The organism is Peribacillus sp. NPDC058075, from assembly GCF_042885195.1.
Classification (GTDB): domain Bacteria; phylum Bacillota; class Bacilli; order Bacillales; family DSM-1321; genus Peribacillus.
The window spans coordinates 211947-231292 of the sequence record NZ_JBHVSL010000002.1; the positions used below are offsets into that span (position 1 = coordinate 211947).

Sequence of the window (19346 nt, forward strand, 5' to 3'; positions counted from 1 at the left end):
CCAATATGTAAGGAACATGGTCAATGCCCGTTGAGTTTGTCCGCTATATCCTTATCAAATACGAATACGGAAATCGCTATGTTCTCTTTGATTTTGATATCTGAAAACAAATGGAGCAGTTTAGCTCCAACCAGTTCTTCCATTCCATCCGGAGGACTCTCCGAATACACATCCTGAACCATTTTGGTTCGTGCAGAGTGGACCATATCCCTTCCTTCCTCCGATCTTGATATGAACATTTCCGTAGGAGTCAAATTTCCATATAACGTGGAAACGGCCATATTTTCCACGAAAACCGTGTGTATGCGTTCTGGTCCTTTACCGAATAGTTCCTTGCGCAGCTTACGAATCATATCATTGAATTCATGGATAACTTTTGACACCGTTGCGTCACTCCAATTCAAGAAAATTAAGTTCTCAATTTTCTTATCATAAATCAACGCGAAGAAAAACGAAAGGAATTTGGGAATGATACCCTCTTTCCAGCATTGTTTCTTTTACTAATTAAAGGTATAATATCAATGATGAAAGTTGGGAGCATAATAGTGTACTGTTGTGTCCTATCTTTTTTAAAATTATCCATTATGGTATGGATTGGTATATTGGCAAGCTTTGCTATTAAACTATTCCACCATGACCTACATTTCCGTTCAGAGACGGAGGTGTAATCATGGTGGTTTTTTTGCGTCTTTTTGGCTATAAAAGGGGGAAATATAATGAGCGAATCAAACATCACCATCAAAATCAACGGGAAGGATTATACCGCTAATGAAGGAGCAACAATACTGGAGGTCATCAACCAAAATGAGATGGCTCATCCACAGATTTGTTATGTTCCTGAAGTGGATCCGATCCAAACATGCGACACATGCATCGTCGAGGTTAATGGGGAACTCGTCCGATCATGTTCGACAAAAGCAGTAAGCGGCATGGATATTGCCTTGGACTCAAGCAAAGCAAAAGAAGCCCAAACCGAAGCCATGGACCGGATCCTGGAAAACCATTCTTTATACTGTACTGTATGTGATAATAATAACGGAAATTGCAAACTGCATAACACAGCAGAATTAATGGAAATTGAACACCAAAAATATCCTTATACACCGAAAGTGCAATTGGGTGCCGTCGATATGTCCCATCCATTTTACCGCTACGATGCCAATCAATGTATCGCATGCGGGCAATGTGTTGAAGTCTGCCAAAACCTTCAGGTCAACGAGACGCTGTCCATCGACTGGGAAGCGGAACGCCCTCGGGTAATCTGGGATGAAGGAACGGAAATCAATAACTCATCATGTGTAGGCTGCGGCCAGTGTGTAACCATTTGTCCATGTAATGCATTAATGGAAAAATCGATGCTTGGTGAGGCTGGTTTCATGTCAGGTTTGAAAAACGATATGCTAGAACCAATGATAGACCTTGTCAAAGAAGTGGAGCCTGGCTACAGCGGGATTTTTGCCATTTCGGAGATTGAAGCGGCAATGCGTGATACACGGACGAAGAAGACAAAAACGGTCTGCACGTTCTGTGGGGTAGGATGCACATTCGAAGTCTGGACAAAAGGCCGTAAAATCCTTAAAGTCCAACCTACTCATGAAGCACCCGTCAATGCGATATCCACATGTGTCAAAGGGAAATTCGGCTGGGACTTCGTAAACTCGGAAAAACGTTTGACCAAGCCCCTGATTCGGAAAAATGGTAGATTCGTTGAATCAAGCTGGGATGAAGCACTTGATTTGGTTGCATCCAGACTTGGTTCGATCAAACAGCAATACGGTGGTAATTCAGTAGGCTTCATTTCCTCATCCAAGATCACGAATGAAGAAAACTATGTAATTCAAAAACTGGCACGGCAAATGTTCGAAACGAATAACGTCGACAATTGCTCGCGTTACTGTCAATCCCCGGCAACAGACGGACTGTTCCGTACAGTCGGCATGGGCGGAGATGCCGGTACGATCAAAGATATCGCCGCAGCAGGTCTTGTCATCATCGTTGGGGCTAACCCTGCAGAAGGCCATCCCGTACTGGCGACACGCGTAAAACGGGCACACAAGCTTCACGGACAAAAACTGATCGTAGCTGACATCCGCAAAAACGAAATGGCCGAGCGCTCCGACATCCATATCAGTCCAAAACAAGGAACGGACCAAGTTTGGTTGATGGCGGTTACAAAATATATGATCGATCAAGGCTGGCATGATCAAGAATTCATCAATGAAAATGTTAACTTCTTCGACGATTATAAAGAAGTACTTGAGAAATATACCCTGGAATATGCAGAAACACACACAGGTATTTCAAAAGAAACATTGATCCAAATAGCTGAAACTATTCGCGATGCTGACGGAACCTGCATTCTTTGGGGAATGGGCGTTACACAAAACACCGGTGCTTCCGATACTTCGGCTGCAATTTCCAACCTGCTATTAGCTACAGGTAACTACCGTCGCCCAGGGGCAGGAGCTTATCCGCTTCGCGGCCATAACAATGTACAGGGCGCTTGCGATATGGGCACCCTTCCAACATGGCTTCCAGGATATCAGCATGTTACCGATGACGTGGCACGTGCTAAATTCGAAAAAGCTTATGGAGTGAAAATCGATGGCAAACCAGGCATGAACAATATTGAAATGCTTAAAGCGATAGAAAAAGGCGACATGAAAGCCATGTATCTTGTAGGTGAAGATATGGCACTTGTTGATGCGGATGCAAACCATGTTGATAAAGTGTTATCCGGATTGGATTTCTTTGTTGTCCAGGATATTTTCCTTTCAAGGACAGCCCAATATGCCGACGTAGTATTGCCCGGAGCTCCATCTCTTGAAAAAGACGGAACGTTCACCAATACGGAGCGCCGTGTACAGCGTTTATATAAAGCCCTTCCCACTATGGGCGATTCTAAGGCGGACTGGGAAATCACTCAGGAGATCGCCAACCGCTTAGGTGCAAATTGGAACTACACTCACCCTGGTGAAATCTATGATGAAATGGCAAGCTTATCACCGATATTCAGCCAAGCGAATTACGAGGTGCTGGAAGGATGGAACAGCTTCCTATGGGGAAGCCATGATGGTTCAAGCACGCCGCTTCTTTATGTGGATGGCTTCAACTTCCCTGATAAGAAAGCCCGCTTTGCACTGGCTGACTGGGTGGAGCCGCATAAATTCCCGAAAGAATATGACCTTCATATCAATAATGGACGCATGCTGGAGCATTTCCATGAAGGCAATATGACGAACAAATCCAACGGAATCCAATCGAAAGTACCTGATATTTTCGTTGAGGTTTCACCGGAACTAGCCAAAGAACGTAAAGTCAGTGATGGCGGACTCGTTCGCTTAGTGTCTCCATTCGGGGCCGTTAAATTAAAAGCCCTGATCACAGACCGCGTTAAAAATAATGAGCTATTTTTACCGATGAACTCCGTCGATAAAGACTCTGCCATCAACTTCCTGACTGGTCCTATCTATGATCAACGCACAAGCACGCCTGCTTACAAACAGACGATGGTCCGCATGGAAGTATTAAGCGCGAGCGGAGACATTCCATTACCGGGCACCAATCCACGGAACAAAAAACGCCATCCTCAAAATGGTGTCGAAGTTGAACGTAAGTGGGCCCGTCCAGGTTATGTTCACTTAACGGATAAATAAAACAAGGAGGGTGAAGATCATGGCAGCGCCTATTACGGAAATCCATAATCCCATTACTGAGGATGAGATAAAGCTACAAAAGCTGGAAGAACTTAAAACGCTGATCACCGATAATGAAGAGGCATTGAACAATATGTTTAAAATCGTCAATGAACTGAATGACTCAGGAGTATTCGAAGCCGCGACCTCCATGCTTCAAGGAAAAGAACAAATTGCCAAAATCGCACTCCAACAAGTCACAAGGCAACCTGTCACAAACCTGATCAATACCCTTATGGGAGCAACAGGAGCCTTGATGAACGCCGATGCCGCACAATCCACGAAACTGCTTAACAGTGCACTTGCAGGAATCGATGAAGGAAACAAATTCCTTCAGGCCGATAAGAAGATCGGCGTTCTGGATTTAATGAAAACATTGAATGACCCAGACATAAACCGAGCAATCGGCTTTGGCGTCCACTTCCTTAAGGGGATGGGCAAGGAATTAAAAGAATAGACTCGGCACAAAGACTCAAGAGAAGCTTCTTTTGAGTCTTTTTTTTATCACGTATTACGAACTTGTATAAAAAGAGAAGACCCTCTTATTTTGTTATTACCTACAACTATTATACTAGGCATGTTTTTTTGATAAAAATGGGTATTAAATCCTAATATTTTATATTTTTTTATATAATAGTAAATTTATACGGATATATTTTCACACTAATGTTAGGGTGAAGTTGTTACTAATTAACTAAATTTTGAGGAGGAATTCTTTTGAAAACAAATATTTTTTCTAAGATTCTATTAGTTTTATTGTCTGGTATTTTAATACTTAGTGGGATTGGAATCGGAACTGCTTCTGCGTCTACTTCTACTTCTACTTCTACTTCTACATCAGTGAGTGAAAATGAGAACGTACAAGAACCTACTACTCCTATAGGAATTCAGCCAGCGGCTGGTTCGACAAAGGTAGTAAAAGTAGCAATTAAAGAAGCTCTTAATAATAAAGCGAAAATAGTTAAAACTGCCAGAGTATGGATTGGTAATGATGCTGCTAAATAAATTGTTAAAATATGAATCATTAGCTTGGAAAACAGTACAAGATCAAGTTCGTAATGGCTTAGTTGCTGCAAAAGTAAAACGAACAACTGCTGAAAGTGTAGCGTATTGGATAAGATTAGCATTGGAGTGGATGATTTAATGAATCAAGAAGAAAAAATTAAGGAATTAGAATTTGAATTGTTTTTATTGAAGCATGCATTTTTTAAATTACATGATAGTATGGCATTTAAAATCTAGGTATTATGAGTTATTATCACATGGCTTTACAGAGCAAGAGGTTAGTGAATTAGATAGATTTTTCATGTGGGTTTACGGCACAAAAAATTATCCCACAAAGGAAGAAATGAGAAAAAAAATGGCGGATATAAAAAATATGGAAATGGAAGAATTACATATGGCCTCAGTAAAAAAAATCTTATTAGCTTATCAAGCGGATGGAGTTTTTCCAGTAATAGATATTATTTTGGAGGATTTCCAAAATGTTGATGTAAATACAGAGAAATGATTTTTTATATTAAGGAATAGTGTAGAAACTATTCCTTTTTTTAAGGTAGTGTGAGTAATAATTAAGGCAAGATTACCCAGAAATCACTCATCAAAATACAGGCTCTACACCCTTCCCTTATTCACACCGCTGCTTGTCAGATTCAATGATTGCAAAATCCTCGTTGCACTGGATGAAGATGAAATGCATAAAAAATCCCCCAACTGCTGATTCGTTATGGTCGAGACTAATAGATAAAAATAATCTCGTAAAGCCGGGATATGTGCTTTTTTACTGGATAATTGGCATAGAGGGCAAATCCAAGTGCATGCCTTCTAAATAACTGATTCCCCTTGCAATTCTCACATAACACTCCTTTTATCAGGTCCTTTTCGGTAAGATTGTATCGTTCCAGAATGGAAAAGTCCGCATCGGTGTGGAGTTTATTCATTACGTGAATTGCTTGCTTCAAATCTTTCTCACTAAAATTGAATTCTGTTATGGAATGCTCTATTTGATTAATTTTAGCGGGAAGTGCATCGCGATGGATAACTTTATAGTGGAGTTCATGATTTTCAGGAGCCGTATGGATGATTGTTTGGGGATTACTGATGACAATCAATGAAAGGATGGGAAGTGAGGGAAAGCCATTTTTCAAGAACCAATTGGTCAATTGTGATTCCTGGCGGCTGACTTGTATGATGGGAGATCTGGAAAGGCCGTTTCTTTTCCTTCTATCGTTCGATTGAGCTGATTGAAATGCGGATCAAAATAGATCGACCCTGCAATGTTCTTCACTTCAATAATAAGCGCATATTTCTTGGAGATTAATAAGGTATCCAGTTGAAAAAATCGGGATTGATCCTGAAGCCTTAAATCGTGGGAGATGAAATAGCTTTCGGTTCAAGAAAGCTTAATGGAAAATCAATGGAACATTCCCCTTTATAGCCCGCTTCCCTTTTTCTGAGATCGTTCATGATTAAGGGAACTTTAGGGTGACTCGGAGGAAGCTTGCACGCTAATGCACGTAATTTGCGGACGGCAAGAGGAACTGTTCGCTTTTTTACAATCAATTTCATCTCTCCAATCCTATTTTCAAAAGGATTCTACAGCAAATGATGGAAATTGTACAGTTTATCTGCGAATTTTACGATTTATCGATTTTTCGACAAAAACAACTTAAAATTCTGTACCTAATCCTTATAGGGGTACCGCCTCTGACGGTACCCCTGATTAAGGAGGGCCTGCTGCAATGTATCTTTAACCTAGAATATCAGAAAGTGCACTTTGTACGTATGGAAATTGAAAGGAGTAATTGTGGTAAAGTGCTTTTTGAGGGAGTACCCGCTGCCCTTTTAATACCAACTGACTCATTTCACCAAGTACTACTCTTACTACAACCCCAGGAACATGAAGCCAATATGGGCGGTGAAGGACGTCTGCAATGGACTGTCCGAATGATGACATGCGTATTGGATGAGGCGAGGTCACATTCAAAGGTCCTTCTACTTCAGAATTAATTATGGCGAAGTACACCATCTCAACCGCATCTTGAATGTGCACCCAGGAAATCCATTGCATCCCACTGCCGATTGTCCCCCCAATACCTAATTTATACGGTAGCACCGTTCGCGGAAAGGCACCCTCTTGACCCAGAATGATGCCGAAACGCGCGAAGACCGTTCGAACGCCTAATTCTTTCGCCATTGCCCCTTCTTTCTCCCAACGCTTTACAACACTGGCCAAAAAATCGTTTGCATCACTTTTGGAGGACTCATTAAACGTTTTGAAGTCTGACATCCCGTAGTAACTTACACCTGAAGCGTTAACAAGAACTTTTGGCTTTGGATGAAGATGTCTCAAAATTCGAATGACCTCTTTTGTGGCTGTAAGACGGCTATTCAAAATAGCCTCCTTTTTACTTTGGATCCACCGTCCGCTATTAATTGATTCCCCGGCTAAATTGACCACCGCATCGACATCCTTAAGTTCGTTTTCAGGTTGATGATCTGCAGAAAGCCAATTGACATAATGAACGAATTCACTTGTTCTTTTATGATCAGGAAGACGCGTTAATATGGTTACTCGATGGCCTTTTTGAGTCAACAGGTGAGTCAGGGCTTGACCTACAAACCCGCTTCCTCCCGTTATAACAACATGCAATTTACTCACCTCCTGCTACTGCTTTCTTATAAGTTAGTGAATAAAATAACGGCCTAAAAGATTGCCAACAAGAAAAATCGGGATCATGAGCAGGCTGACGGGGAGACTTGCAAAAAGTAATTGCCCGTCTATCAGGCGGTGTTCGAACAAACTGTCATAGGCAATAAGACAGTAAGGGATGAGAAGGAATAGGGCCGTTATGATGCCAGGTGTGTAGCCTTTGAAACAGATGGACTGAACAATATGCATGATCGCTTGCAGAATAAATAAGTTGAGAATAGCTGTATATAAAAGAAAGCCCCCTCCGTTTAATGTGAGATGGGCAGTCACCACTGTAGTGAATGAAATAATCAACAAAATCCAAGTAGCCGAAACAGAAAGCTGGGCAGCGGTCGAACCTAGTTTTTCCCTCATACTTAATATTAGTTGGACGAAAGAAGATTTTTGAAACCTATTTTCACTTGCCTTCATGGAAGATTCAATGGTGATGATCTCTTCTAAGTCATGGAAAATAAAAATGATTGGGCACAACCAAATAATTGTATGAAGATCGAAAAATTGGTGGAAAGTTTCAAGCATCTTTTGCCTCCTGCTGGTGTAGTTTTGTTCATTGAATGGGACAAACTTTAAAAAATGCAAAAAGTCACTTGAAAGCTATTTGAATCCACAAATCCCTGTTTAGCTCCCTTCAGCTAATTTTTGATAATGGGCCAAGGCCAATAGCGGAAAAACGTATTCGTAACAATGATAATTGATATAAAAGGCTCCCGCCATTCCCCTTCCTTTCGGGTAGGCCTTTGCCCAATCTTTTTCTTTTCCATCTACTAAAAAAGCTGCGCCCCGTTTAATGTCAGGTGTGACTTCTGCCGCTGCTGAGATAAGTGTATCAAGGGCCCACGCTGTATGGGTGCGGGTACTTTCACCCAACGGCACATAACAATTTTCGATATCACTTTTACAGGATTCCCCCCACCCTCCGTCTTGATTTTGAATGGCCTTTAACCAGTTTACAGCCTTCTGAATGGCAGGATGATTCGGGGAAATCCCAACCGCAATCATTCCCGTTACAGCCGCCCATGTGCCATAAATATAGACGCCCCAGCGCCCTACCCAAGAACCATCCGACTCTTGATTCTTTAACAGCCAACGAATCCCGCGTTTCACCATAGGATGATGAAAATCCAAATGAGTATAGTTCCCGAAAAACTCTAATGTCCTTCCCGTTAAATCAACCGTCGACGGATCAGTCAACAAATCTTTTCCGCCCTCGATCGGTAACAGGTTCAATATTTTCTTATTTACATTCTTTTCGAATGCCGCCCATCCACCGTCATTGTTTTGCATGGAAATGAGCCATTTGATTCCCCGATCCCATGCCTGTCGACAATCCACCCTTTCGATGGCTAACGTTCGAATCGCTCTTAGTGCTGCCGTTGTGTCGTCAATATCCGGATGGATTGTATTCATGTCCTCAAAGCCCCAGCCTCCCGGCAACAGGTCTGGTTCATGAATGACCCAATCCCCGTATTTGACATGTTGCCGGGAGAGGATATATCGGTTTGCCTTCTGGACGGTATTCGATGAATAAGGGACTCCGGATTCTTGCAGAGCATAACTGATTAACGTCGTGTTCCAGACCGTAGCCGTCGCATATTGGCAGTGGAGTTCTCCATCAATCCGGCAGGTCATCGCATTTAAGCCTTGCAAGGCACGAGTAATCACCGGATGTGTATTCGAATATCCCCTCGCCAATAAGGCAAAAATCATCATAGAAGTTGAACCGAAATAATTACATAAGGTGCCATCCGGTTCTATTCTATCCAGCATATATTGTTCGGCGCGATTTAAAGCTAACTCGCGAAGATTTCCGGGGTAGTCTTTCAGGCCTTCTATCCCTTTTTGAATCGAATCGAAAACCGAGCGGAATTCCGGATCTTCTGTAAAAAACCGATTTTCTTTTTTGAGATACAAATCAGAGAGATCAGGAGACCGCAGTGTTCTCCTGCTAAAACCCAAATTGGCCAGAATCAGTAACGGGATGATGTTCGTTCTGCCAAACATGGAGAAGTCAAAAAGATTAATTGGAAAGGAGTCCGGTATAAGCAGCACTTCAATCTTAATGGGGAAAGGCGGCCACTCGCACTGTCCGGTTAAAGCCAACAGGACTTTAAAAAGCATATGGACTTCTGTAGCCCCTCCGTTGGCAAGGATAAACCGCCTGGCTGCCTGGATATCCGGGTCATCCCGATCCCGGTAACCGGAGTAAAGAAGGGCATAATAAGCTTCCACAGTGGACGTAAGGTTCCCTTTTCCTTCATCATAAAACAAACCCCATGAACCATCTTTCTGCTGTTTCCCTGCAATACGTTCCACCAGTTCTTTTATAAACGCCTCATCATTTATCTCCAATGTCCGCAATAAGATAATCATGTGACAGTCTGTTCCGATGCCGGTCTCAAAAGGATATTGCCAGGACCCGTCATCTGATTGGTCCCTAATGAACTGATCGACGATTCGGTTCATTTCCTCATTTACCCGATGTCCCATGTTACCCCCCTCTTTCGAATACTCACGTTGTATTCATATTCCTCTAGCAATATGAATATGCATTTCTTTAATGGGAGAATCGAACGCAGTTAAAATGAAATGTTGATAAGGGATGATGTATTTTTGCTTGATTCCTATTCGGATGTAAAGAAGGATTTGAAAAAAAAATTAAAAAGTAAATCTTCCGGCCTCCTGCCCTTTTTATCCGAAATCGATAAACAACACATTCACTATATAAGAGAACAGACAAAACAACATAATCAAAACAATGTTACACGGACTCGCGCTTATTATAATTTTTATCTTGAGCATCCAGAAATCCATTGGGCCTTTCTTGGACATATGGTATCTAGGAACGTTGGCTGGAACATGACCGATTTAAAAGGGGATTTGCTGACAAAACTTCTGCCAGAAAGAGATCAGAAGGCGATTTATTCTTTTTTGGAACGCGGCAGCTGGTTGATTTTTCAGGATGTGTATCCCCAGTGTTTGATTTATGACCTAAGTGTGAAAGCCAACCAGGAAATGTTCCACCTTTTACACTTTTTTCACATTTCTACCTTTATGGAAACGATGTGGCGTTATTTTTGGAACAGTGGGGATTCCTACACTCTTGCGATTGCGACTATAATAAATGAACAAAGTTATTTGGAAAAAAGAGTGATCCAAAATGATCATTTTAAAAAAACCGTAACCGGTACGGCCAGCTTCAAGTTGTATGATTTTTTGCGTTTCAATCACATTCTTTTTCCATACTGTGCAGAGGAAAATAGGCAACGAGCCTTACTTGCCGGCGCTACCTCGCGCCATTTCACTTCGCTTCACGAACGAATTTTATTGGGAAAAAGATTGTATTCCCTTCTTTTTCAGCGTACAAATATTTCAGCGGGCATTTTGAAATGGGCAAACGCTCATCCCCATACGGGTTCACGAAAAGATTATTGGCCTGATTTATTTAATGATGTAAACGAATTTTTCCCCCGTTCCCTTTATAAACCTCGGGTCAAGAATTGTAAGTTGAGAAAAGGCGCCGCCGACCGGTTGTACAGTCCACTGTTAAAATACGCCTGGCCGAATACTTCTCATGAAGATGCGGAAAGCGGCGACTGGTTTGAGGATTGGCATGTTCTGGACTATATTCATAAGGAAGTCGATGTGAATGGAGATGTATTCGGGAATTATTGCAAAACGCTTGAAATAATTGAGCTTGCGGTCATGGGAAAGGAAGCCCTTCTGTTACGGGAAGAGGAATAACCATCAACGTGCGGTGATTTTGACGGCTGTTCTATATATTGCATTGGTCGCTCCTTTCATTTTGACTTTTATTCCTCGAATTGTTGATTGTGTCATAACAGAAAGGGGAGAGTGTCAGGAAAGAACAATGATAAAACATACGGTACCATTTGTCTTGAAATCGTTGAAAAAGGTTTGCATAATCTCGGTTACTTCGATTTAAGTGATCGTTTCCGTTATACAGCAGTTCAAATTATAAATGAAACAACATTCTTGTAGACTTAAGAGCCCCCGACAACTCCAATAGAAGTTGTCGGGGGCTCTGTGTAATATTTGGACTAGATCTACTTTTTTAACTTATAAACAAATTTATAAAGCATAAAGATGTTATGATGACAATTTTATGCTTCAAGTCACACAAATAAAAAACCACCAATATATGTATTGGTGGAGACGGTGGGAGTCGAACCCACGTCCAGACATAACGGCACTTAAGCTTCTACGAGTGTAGTCGATATATTCGCATTTCGCAAACTCATTAGCCTATCGACAGGCGGCAGAGCAGCTAGTCTGATTGGTCTCTTCCTTCATCCTCAGACGGTGGATTCCGGCGTATCCCACTTAGAGTGAGTCCCTTACCCTACCACGTGGGCCATGGAGGGAGGAACAGCTATCGACTGTTATTAAGCAGCGAAAGCTAGGTTGTTGTTTTGTTTGCCAGTTATAGGCGTTGACGTTTTAACGAGGCCGATCCCCTCGACTCGCAACTTAAGCTCGAACTATCCCTGTCGAATCCGTAACGTCCCCATGATAGAAATGGAGCGTACGAGAGAAGAATAGTCAGCAAGTTGGCTGATATTCAATTGTCATCGGTACAAGATTAATTATAACAGATTGGTTCAAAAAATCAATTGTAAGGTCTTGGCAGTTCTACATCTTCTGCCGATCACGGAAAGCACGTTCAATATCACGCTTCGCTTCCTTCTTCTTCAGGTCTTCACGCTTGTCATATTGTTTCTTCCCTTTACCCAGACCGATCAAAACCTTGGCAAAGCCATTTTTCAAATACATTTTCAAAGGTACGATCGTGTAACCTGTTTCCTTTGTTACACCGATCAGTTTACTGATTTCTTTCTTATGCAAAAGAAGCTTCCGTGTCCGCAACGGGTCATGGTTAAACTGGTTTCCCTGCTCATAAGGGCTGACATGCATATTATAAAGATAGATTTCTCCATTTTCTATTTTAGCGAAGGCATCCTTCAAATTCACCCGGGCCGCACGGATGGCCTTGATTTCGGTCCCCTTCAAAACGATTCCTGCTTCAAACGTTTGTTCAATAAAGAAATCATGATACGCTTTTTTATTTTGTGCTAGTTGTTTACCTGAGCCTTTTGGCATCTAACTCTCCCCTTTTTACATCCAATCGCGGCAAGAGGATGAAAGAATCATCCCCCTGCCTCAATCTTTATCTCTTTTTTGGTTTTCTCTTGCGCTTGGCAGCTGGCGCATTTTCAAAGAATTTTTTCTTCTTTTTCGGTTTTCTCCCAGTAGAAGGCGAATCTCCATTACGGCCGCCGCCTTTACCTTCATTACGTCCTCCATTGCCGCCACGGCCGCGTTTACGTTCACCTGAATTGGCTTTGAATATTTTCTTCTCGCCAGATGGACGCGGACGGCTTACCTTCATGCCGATAATTTCAAAATCGATGGCGCGTTCCTCTTTATTGACGTTGGAAACACGTACGTCGATCTCATCGCCAATCCGGAACACATTACCGGTACGTTCCCCGATCATTGCAAGCTGACGCTCATCGAAGCGGTAATAATCATCCGTCATGAAGCTGACATGGACAAGTCCTTCAATGGTGTTCGGCAGCTCGACGAACATCCCGAAATTCGTGACTGAACCAATGATCCCGGTATATTCTTCGCCGATTTTATCCAGCATATATTCCGCTTTCTTCAGATCATCCGTTTCCCGTTCAGCATCGACTGAGCGACGTTCACGTTTCGATGTATGGTCGGCTATCTCAGGTAAGATGGCATTCCATTTCTCCTTCGTAGCTTCATCCAGTTTACCTTCCACCAAGTAGGTCCTGATCAACCTGTGCACGATCAAATCCGGGTAACGGCGAATCGGCGATGTGAAATGTGTATAAAACTCAGCAGATAAACCAAAGTGGCCTAAGCTCTCCGGATCATATTTCGCCTGTTGCATGGAACGAAGCATGACGGTGGATATGACCGTTTCTTCCGGTTTACCGGCAACCGCCTCAATGATTTCCTGTAACGCCTTAGGATGAACGTCATTGGCCGATCCCCTGACAATATATCCGAAGTTCGTAATGAATTCAAAGAAACGCTGCAGTTTTTCCGGCTTGGGATCTTCATGAATACGGTAAATGAACGGTACGTCAAGACGGTGGAAATGCTCAGCAACGGTTTCATTAGCCGCAAGCATGAACTCTTCAATCAGCTTTTCGGCAACCGACCTTTCACGTAAAACCACATCAGTCGGATGGCCCTCATCATCAACGATGACTCTCGCTTCATTGAAATCAAAGTCTATCGCACCGCGGTTCATCCGGTTCTTGCGAAGAATGGCCGCTAACTTCTCCATGTCCTGGAACATTGGCACCAACGCTTCATAGCGTTCGAGCTGTTCTTCATCTTTATCAACAAGGATTTTGTTCACATTTCCATAAGTCATACGTTCCGTCGTCTTAATGACACTTTCAAAAATCTCATGGTTGACGACTTTGCCATCCGGCGTAATTTCCATTTCACAAGAGAGTGTAAAACGATCGACTTGTGGATTCAAGGAACAAATGCCATTCGATAAACGATGCGGGATCATCGGGATGACCCTGTCCACCAAATACACGCTCGTCCCTCTTTCCAATGCCTCCTTATCGATTGGTGATCCTTCCTTCACATAATGGCTGACATCAGCAATATGGACACCCAGCTTATAATTGCCATTTTCAAGTTTGGAAACAGAGACGGCATCATCCAGGTCCTTTGCATCCGCTCCATCAATCGTGACCAAAACGTCATTGCGCAAATCCCTGCGGCCGCCAATTTCACTTTCTTGAATGGTATCCGAAACGGCATTCGCCTGCTCCATGACGTCATCCGGGAACTCCATCGGCAAACCATATTTATGGATCACGGAAAGAATATCTACTCCAGGATCATTTTTATGCCCAAGAATTTCGATGACTTCACCTTCGGCACTTATGCGTCCTTCAGGATAAGAAGTAAGCTTGACGACAACCTTATGGCCCTCCACCGCTCCATGTGAAGCATGCTGTGGAATGAAAATATCGTTTGCGATCTTTTTATCATCAGGGATGACGAAACCAAAACTTTTACTTTCGGAGTATGTACCGACCACTTGTGTAATACCGCGTTCTAGAATTCTGATGACCGTGCCTTCTTGCCTTGAGCCCGATGTTTCCGAAGATACTCTTACCATGACGACATCTCCATGCATCGCTGTGCCCGTTTCATTCGGCGGGATGAAAATATCATCCATTCCTGGGTTATCTTCAGGTGTGACAAAGGCGAATCCCTTAGCGTGTCCTGTTAATTTACCGCGGAACAAATTCATTTTTTGCGGCAGCCCATAACGATTGCTCCTCGTTCTGACCACCAATCCCTTTTCTTCCATCTTTACTAAAGCCTTAACGAAATTCTTGAAATCTGCCGAGTCTTCGATTTTCAAAGCCTCTTCCAGTTCTTGTACCGTTAACGGCTTATACGCTTCATCCGTCATGTATGTCAGAAGCTTATTAATATGTTCTTGAATGTTATCTTCCATGGAAACCCTCCTATTCAGGGTATATTTTTGTTATTCGGCCCAATCCAGACTTTCTAAAAATTCCAATACATCTTCATGCAGCTGGTCCTTTTCTTTATCAAGAGTAATGACATGACCGGATTCTTCATACCACTTGATTTTTTTGACCGGTGATTCAATGGCATTCATAATAATATCGGCACTTTTTGGATTGATAACATCATCATGCCGACCCTGCACAACAAATGTCGGCGCGTATATAAGGTCGACGTGCTCTCGTACATCCGTTATCAATTCCTGAAGGGCTTTCAATGTATTCATCGGTTTATCGGCAAGGAGGTCCATTTCAAGCTCTATTTGCTCTTGAGTTTTTCCTTCATACTTCTTAAATTCTCTGGCGTAGTCCAATACTCCTTTAAACATCATTTCTTCACTTTTGATATACATAGGCGCACACATTGATACGATACCCTTTATAGGTACAGTGTAACCTAATTTAAGAGAAAATACGCCTCCTAATGACAGTCCGGCAACAGCAATTTCTTCATGGCCTTTGCTTTTCAGGAAATCGTAGGCCATCATGACATCTTTCCACCAATCTTCCGGACCTGTTTTCACCAGCTCCTCTGGGGGTACGCCATGCCCTTTATAGTGCGGGGCATGGCAGGTGTATCCCTGTTTCTCCAAGTAACGCCCCAGCATCCGTACATCCGCTGAATTCCCCGTAAATCCATGTAAAAGTAAGACAGCTCTTTTTCCGCCTTCAAAAGTAAAGGGCTGCTGCAGCTTTATTTTCATGACCTAAGCTCCTTTATCAGTAAATAGAATTTTAAACATCCCTATCCTATAATTAAGTACTAAAATCACTATATCTATTCATGTAACTATTGTGCAAAGAAAAAAGCCTAGCTATTTAGCTAGACTCATTTTTGATCCTTTACACATCAAAGTATGCAACAAGTAAAGTTAAAGCAAAGAATAAAATCGCCAATACTATTGTTGCACGATGTAAAACCAGGTCCAAACCGCGTGCCTTTTGCTTTCCGAATAGCTGCTCAGCACCGCCGGCAATCGCACCTGATAAACCTGCACTCTTACCTGATTGAAGCAATACCGTCACAATGAGGGCGATACTGACAATCACTAAAAGCGTTATGAGAAATGCATGCATGCAATTACACCTCCTGAAGAACCAATAAACAATTACTTTAACTTTACCACACCCAATAAATATCCACAATCTTTGTTATACTATGATGGTAAGAATTCCTAAAAATCCATAGTCATTTATTTTCTTTTTGAATCAAAGTTTGAGATAATTTGCATAAATAGAGAAAGAGGTGTCAACATGTTTAAGTCCATACTCCGGATTCTTGATCTCCTGACCATCCTATTCTCGGCGGTTGCCGGCTATTCTTTATGGACAGGCGGAAGCAATTTTATCAGTGTCCTATTAATCATCCTATCACCGCTTTTATTGCTGCTGGCAAAGTATCACGGAAATCGATACTTATTATTTGCTGCATATATCACGACAACCGTTTATTTTACTGCTATTATTTATAATGGACTTTCCAATAGCGGTACCGACTTTTTCCAATCAAGTTTCAATGTCCTCCTGATCGGGGCAGCAGCCGCCTTGCTGAGCGTCATAGCTGCGGTCATTGGGTTTGGAACCAATACTCTTACGATTCTTTGGTTATCGCTTCACGCCCTTGTCACATTCGAGACAGTCAAGAAGTCATCTGGTTTCCTTTCGAGCTTTTGGTCTGATCCAGTCGTGGAAACCGCAATCCGTAACGATTATCCATTTTTATTGATGGTCGTCTGGATTGGCTTATTTCTTGATAAATACCAAAGTGAATTAACTAGGGATTACTTATCACGATAATTTTTCAAAACTACTTTTATCGGAAAATCTTACATTAAAAGCAAGGGGCCTTTCATATGTTAAAACCTATATTTGCAGCAACCGCTCTATCATCTTTCATTCTGATGGCTGGCTGTTCATCCGACCTGACCAGCGAGCATGAAAAAGAGCAAAAAGAAGAACAACCGAGCTCCCAGGAGACGGAGACAGAAACCGACAAGAATAATGATTCAAAAGAATCGGCCCAACGCCAAGTGGAAGTTGATGAAACGTCTAAACCCGCACAGGATGGCCTTCAGACGTTGGCCCATCCGGAAAGCATACCTGTACTTGTCAATAAGCAATACAGCCTGCCTGAGGATTACAAACCTGATGACCTTATCTATCCAAAAGTGGACTTCATCTTTGAAGATAAAATCGATAAAAGAATGATGCGGGAAGAAGCGGGAAAGGCTCTTGAAGCAATGTTCCAAGCTGCCGAAAAAGACAATATGCACTTTGCCGGCGTTTCCGCTTACCGCTCACACCAAACACAAATCACGGTCTTTAATAACTATGTGGCTAAGGACGGGGAAGAAAAAGCGAAAACCTACAGTGCAATGCCTGGGACAAGCGAGCATGAAACGGGACTGGCGATTGATGTCACGACCCATGATGGGGCATGTGCTGCCCAAGACTGCTTCGGTGATACGAATGAAGCGGCCTGGCTTGCTGAACATGCACATGAATACGGATTTATCATCCGCTACCCTGAAGGCAAGGAAAACATCACAGGTTATAAATACGAACCATGGCACATCCGCTATGTTGGTGTCGATACCGCAACTGAAATCTTTGAAGCAAAGATTACATTAGAAGAATACTATAATGCCGTACCAGTGGAAGCTGTTTCGAATAAATAAAAAAGGTGCCCAGATGGGCACCTTTTTTGTCTGAAATGGTATTAATCAATCGTTTGATTAAATGGCTTGAACCAAGCTACTTTAGCAGCGTTACCGCTGCTAAAAGCTAATAAACGTTGTAATTATTATGTTAATGATAGTTAGATATGTTCCATTTTCTCCACAACACATTATATATCCTGATGTACTCACTAATAAATAGGGACTGACCTATATTAAATACAAGCCTCAAACGTCCTTACTTTCCAACCCTCAAGTATACATAAAAAACCTCCCATTCAAAATGTGGAATGGGAGGTGCTCACTCAATCCGCTTTTCGTCAGAAGCTGACTTCGCAGTGATTACTTCTTCAAGTTATAGAAAGACTTCAAGCCTGCATAAACAGCCAAGTCACCAAGCTGGTCTTCGATGCGAAGCAGTTGGTTGTATTTAGCGATACGGTCTGTACGGGACATGGAACCAGTTTTGATTTGTCCTGCGTTTGTTGCAACGGCGATGTCAGCGATCGTTGCATCTTCCGTTTCACCGGAACGGTGGGAAACGACTGCAGTGTAGCCTGCGCGCTTAGCCATTTCGATTGCTTCAAACGTTTCAGTCAGTGTACCAATTTGGTTCACTTTAATCAGGATGGAGTTACCGATGCCTTTTTCGATGCCTTCAGCCAATTTTTTCGTGTTCGTTACGAAAAGATCGTCACCAACTAATTGAACTTTAGAACCAATGCGTTCCGTTAAAAGTTTGTGGCCTTCCCAGTCATTTTCATCCAAGCCATCTTCAATTGAAAGAATTGGGAATTCATTCACTAACTCTTCATAGAACGCAACCATTTCTTCGGATGTAACGCCATTGCGGCCTTCGCCTGCAAGATCGTATTTGCCTGTTTCTTTGTTATAGAATTCAGATGAAGCTACGTCCATGCCAAGGTAGATATCTTCGCCTGCTTTGTAGCCAGCTTTTTCAATTGCCTCGATGATGACTTGAAGTGCTTCACGGTTTGAACCAAGGTTTGGCGCAAAGCCGCCTTCATCGCCGACTGCTGTATTTAAGCCTTTGGCAGAAAGGACAGATTTCAAGGCATGGAATACTTCTGCACCCATACGTACTGCTTCTTTGAAGCTAGGAGCGCCTACAGGAAGGATCATGAATTCCTGGAAGTCAACATTGTTATCGGCATGTGATCCGCCGTTAATGATGTTCATCATTGGAGTCGGAAGTTGTTTCGCATTGAACCCTCCAAGGTAGCGATACAATGGTAAACCTGAAAATTCCGCAGCAGCATGGGCAGCAGCCATCGATACGCCAAGGATTGCATTAGCTCCCAAGTTTCCTTTGTTTTCAGTGCCATCCAATTCAATCATAGTAAGGTCAAGGCCTGCTTGGTTCGTTACATCCAAACCGATGACAGCTTCAGCAATGATATCATTTACATTATCGACTGCTTTTTGTACCCCTTTACCCAGGTAGCGAGATTTATCTCCGTCACGAAGCTCAACCGCTTCGTGTTCTCCTGTTGAAGCACCTGATGGTACGATTGCACGTCCGAAGTATCCGGACTCTGTTTGGATTTCTACTTCTATTGTTGGATTACCACGGGAATCTAGCACTTCGCGTGCATATACATGTTCGATGTACGGCATTATAAAT

19 protein-coding genes, 1 other RNA gene and 1 pseudogene are annotated in these 19346 nt (G+C 42.5%); 9 read left to right on the plus strand and 12 right to left on the minus strand.

Going from position 1 to position 19346, the window contains the following annotated elements:
- Positions 1–20 precede the first annotated feature (20 nt).
- The gene (locus tag ACFVS1_RS18765) at positions 21–383 is read right to left on the minus strand and encodes a Na-translocating system protein MpsC family protein (protein ID WP_241593165.1); all 363 of its coding nucleotides are present in this window, start codon (positions 381–383) and stop codon (positions 21–23) included.
- Between the two features lie 333 nt (positions 384–716).
- Here ACFVS1_RS18765 and fdhF point away from each other — a divergent pair, with 333 nt between their 5' ends.
- From fdhF to ACFVS1_RS18790, 5 genes are all read left to right on the plus strand, one after another.
- Positions 717–3656, plus strand: a complete 2940-nt coding sequence (gene fdhF / locus ACFVS1_RS18770; RefSeq protein ID WP_352923868.1) for a formate dehydrogenase subunit alpha — start codon at positions 717–719, stop codon at positions 3654–3656.
- Between the two features lie 19 nt (positions 3657–3675).
- Positions 3676–4152 carry a helical membrane plugin domain-containing protein gene (locus ACFVS1_RS18775; RefSeq protein ID WP_352923869.1) on the plus strand — a complete coding sequence of 159 codons (477 nt, stop codon included), beginning with the start codon at positions 3676–3678 and terminating at the stop codon, positions 4150–4152.
- Between the two features lie 260 nt (positions 4153–4412).
- A complete protein-coding gene (locus tag ACFVS1_RS18780; protein WP_387549692.1) occupies positions 4413–4700 on the plus strand; it encodes a hypothetical protein in 288 nt (95 codons plus the stop codon).
- A 211-nt stretch (positions 4701–4911) separates the two neighbouring features.
- Complete coding sequence (locus ACFVS1_RS18785; RefSeq protein WP_387549694.1) at positions 4912–5205, plus strand: hypothetical protein; 294 nt, start codon at positions 4912–4914, stop codon at positions 5203–5205.
- A 569-nt stretch (positions 5206–5774) separates the two neighbouring features.
- Positions 5775–5933 (plus strand): hypothetical protein, encoded by a 159-nt coding sequence (locus ACFVS1_RS18790; protein WP_352923873.1) that lies wholly within the window; start codon positions 5775–5777, stop codon positions 5931–5933.
- A gap of 40 nt (positions 5934–5973) precedes the next feature.
- Here the strand turns inward: ACFVS1_RS18790 and ACFVS1_RS18795 are convergent.
- The 5 genes and pseudogenes from ACFVS1_RS18795 to shc all read right to left on the minus strand — a co-directional run.
- Positions 5974–6072 (minus strand): annotated as a pseudogene (locus ACFVS1_RS18795) (nuclease-related domain-containing protein); the annotation flags it as partial.
- A complete protein-coding gene (locus tag ACFVS1_RS18800) occupies positions 6057–6263 on the minus strand; it encodes a hypothetical protein (RefSeq protein ID WP_387549696.1) in 207 nt (68 codons plus the stop codon). The gene ACFVS1_RS18800 and the pseudogene ACFVS1_RS18795, both read right to left, overlap by 16 nt.
- Positions 6264–6444: 181 nt before the next feature.
- Positions 6445–7347, minus strand: coding sequence for a TIGR01777 family oxidoreductase (locus ACFVS1_RS18805; RefSeq protein ID WP_352923875.1), 903 nt, complete (start codon positions 7345–7347; stop codon positions 6445–6447).
- Positions 7348–7380: 33 nt separating this feature from the next.
- The gene (locus tag ACFVS1_RS18810) at positions 7381–7926 is read right to left on the minus strand and encodes an HXXEE domain-containing protein (protein WP_387549698.1); all 546 of its coding nucleotides are present in this window, start codon (positions 7924–7926) and stop codon (positions 7381–7383) included.
- Between the two features lie 99 nt (positions 7927–8025).
- The gene (gene shc / locus ACFVS1_RS18815; protein ID WP_387549700.1) at positions 8026–9894 is read right to left on the minus strand and encodes a squalene--hopene cyclase; all 1869 of its coding nucleotides are present in this window, start codon (positions 9892–9894) and stop codon (positions 8026–8028) included.
- A gap of 99 nt (positions 9895–9993) precedes the next feature.
- Between shc and ACFVS1_RS18820 the strand changes: the two genes are divergently transcribed.
- Positions 9994–11148, plus strand: coding sequence for a DUF2515 family protein (locus ACFVS1_RS18820; RefSeq protein WP_387549702.1), 1155 nt, complete (start codon positions 9994–9996; stop codon positions 11146–11148).
- Between the two features lie 111 nt (positions 11149–11259).
- Entirely contained in the window at positions 11260–11406 is a 147-nt protein-coding gene (locus tag ACFVS1_RS18825) for a hypothetical protein (RefSeq protein ID WP_387550152.1), read from the plus strand.
- 166 nt (positions 11407–11572) lie between these two features.
- On the opposite strand, the gene ssrA is transcribed toward ACFVS1_RS18825, so the two are convergent.
- The 5 genes from ssrA to secG form a co-directional block, all read right to left on the minus strand.
- Positions 11573–11934, minus strand: a transfer-messenger RNA (tmRNA) gene (gene ssrA / locus ACFVS1_RS18830).
- 123 nt (positions 11935–12057) lie between these two features.
- Positions 12058–12525: an SsrA-binding protein SmpB gene (gene smpB, locus ACFVS1_RS18835; protein WP_101223703.1), complete on the minus strand. Its 468-nt coding sequence runs from the start codon at positions 12523–12525 to the stop codon at positions 12058–12060.
- Between the two features lie 67 nt (positions 12526–12592).
- Positions 12593–14950 carry a ribonuclease R gene (gene rnr, locus ACFVS1_RS18840; RefSeq protein ID WP_387549705.1) on the minus strand — a complete coding sequence of 786 codons (2358 nt, stop codon included), beginning with the start codon at positions 14948–14950 and terminating at the stop codon, positions 12593–12595.
- Positions 14951–14980: 30 nt separating this feature from the next.
- Positions 14981–15727 carry an alpha/beta hydrolase gene (locus ACFVS1_RS18845; RefSeq protein WP_352923883.1) on the minus strand — a complete coding sequence of 249 codons (747 nt, stop codon included), beginning with the start codon at positions 15725–15727 and terminating at the stop codon, positions 14981–14983.
- A gap of 139 nt (positions 15728–15866) precedes the next feature.
- Complete coding sequence (secG, locus tag ACFVS1_RS18850; protein ID WP_034309999.1) at positions 15867–16100, minus strand: preprotein translocase subunit SecG; 234 nt, start codon at positions 16098–16100, stop codon at positions 15867–15869.
- 177 nt (positions 16101–16277) lie between these two features.
- On the opposite strand from secG, the gene ACFVS1_RS18855 reads away from it, so the two are divergent.
- Complete coding sequence (locus ACFVS1_RS18855) at positions 16278–16820, plus strand: hypothetical protein (RefSeq protein ID WP_387549708.1); 543 nt, start codon at positions 16278–16280, stop codon at positions 16818–16820.
- 56 nt (positions 16821–16876) lie between these two features.
- Entirely contained in the window at positions 16877–17701 is an 825-nt protein-coding gene (locus ACFVS1_RS18860) for a M15 family metallopeptidase (RefSeq protein ID WP_352923886.1), read from the plus strand.
- 342 nt (positions 17702–18043) lie between these two features.
- Here the strand turns inward: ACFVS1_RS18860 and eno are convergent, their stop codons facing one another.
- Positions 18044–19339 (minus strand): phosphopyruvate hydratase, encoded by a 1296-nt coding sequence (eno, locus tag ACFVS1_RS18865; RefSeq protein ID WP_352923888.1) that lies wholly within the window; start codon positions 19337–19339, stop codon positions 18044–18046.
- Positions 19340–19346: the final 7 nt, after the last annotated feature.

What these genes read in the sequence shown, in the direction of transcription:
- fdhF (WP_352923868.1), top strand. Translation starts at nt 717, where the DNA reads ATGAGCGAATCAAACATCACCATCAAAATCAACGGGAAGGATTATACC.
- ACFVS1_RS18775 (WP_352923869.1), top strand. Translation starts at nt 3,676, where the DNA reads ATGGCAGCGCCTATTACGGAAATCCATAATCCCATTACTGAGGATGAG.
- ACFVS1_RS18785 (WP_387549694.1), top strand. Translation starts at nt 4,912, where the DNA reads ATGATAGTATGGCATTTAAAATCTAGGTATTATGAGTTATTATCACAT.
- ACFVS1_RS18790 (WP_352923873.1), top strand. Translation starts at nt 5,775, where the DNA reads ATGATTGTTTGGGGATTACTGATGACAATCAATGAAAGGATGGGAAGT.
- ACFVS1_RS18800 (WP_387549696.1), bottom strand. Translation starts at nt 6,263, where the DNA reads ATGAAATTGATTGTAAAAAAGCGAACAGTTCCTCTTGCCGTCCGCAAA.
- ACFVS1_RS18810 (WP_387549698.1), bottom strand. Translation starts at nt 7,926, where the DNA reads ATGCTTGAAACTTTCCACCAATTTTTCGATCTTCATACAATTATTTGG.
- shc (WP_387549700.1), bottom strand. Translation starts at nt 9,894, where the DNA reads ATGGGACATCGGGTAAATGAGGAAATGAACCGAATCGTCGATCAGTTC.
- ACFVS1_RS18820 (WP_387549702.1), top strand. Translation starts at nt 9,994, where the DNA reads ATGTTGATAAGGGATGATGTATTTTTGCTTGATTCCTATTCGGATGTA.
- smpB (WP_101223703.1), bottom strand. Translation starts at nt 12,525, where the DNA reads ATGCCAAAAGGCTCAGGTAAACAACTAGCACAAAATAAAAAAGCGTAT.
- rnr (WP_387549705.1), bottom strand. Translation starts at nt 14,950, where the DNA reads ATGGAAGATAACATTCAAGAACATATTAATAAGCTTCTGACATACATG.
- ACFVS1_RS18845 (WP_352923883.1), bottom strand. Translation starts at nt 15,727, where the DNA reads ATGAAAATAAAGCTGCAGCAGCCCTTTACTTTTGAAGGCGGAAAAAGA.
- secG (WP_034309999.1), bottom strand. Translation starts at nt 16,100, where the DNA reads ATGCATGCATTTCTCATAACGCTTTTAGTGATTGTCAGTATCGCCCTC.
- ACFVS1_RS18855 (WP_387549708.1), top strand. Translation starts at nt 16,278, where the DNA reads ATGTTTAAGTCCATACTCCGGATTCTTGATCTCCTGACCATCCTATTC.
- ACFVS1_RS18860 (WP_352923886.1), top strand. Translation starts at nt 16,877, where the DNA reads ATGTTAAAACCTATATTTGCAGCAACCGCTCTATCATCTTTCATTCTG.
- eno (WP_352923888.1), bottom strand. Translation starts at nt 19,339, where the DNA reads ATGCCGTACATCGAACATGTATATGCACGCGAAGTGCTAGATTCCCGT.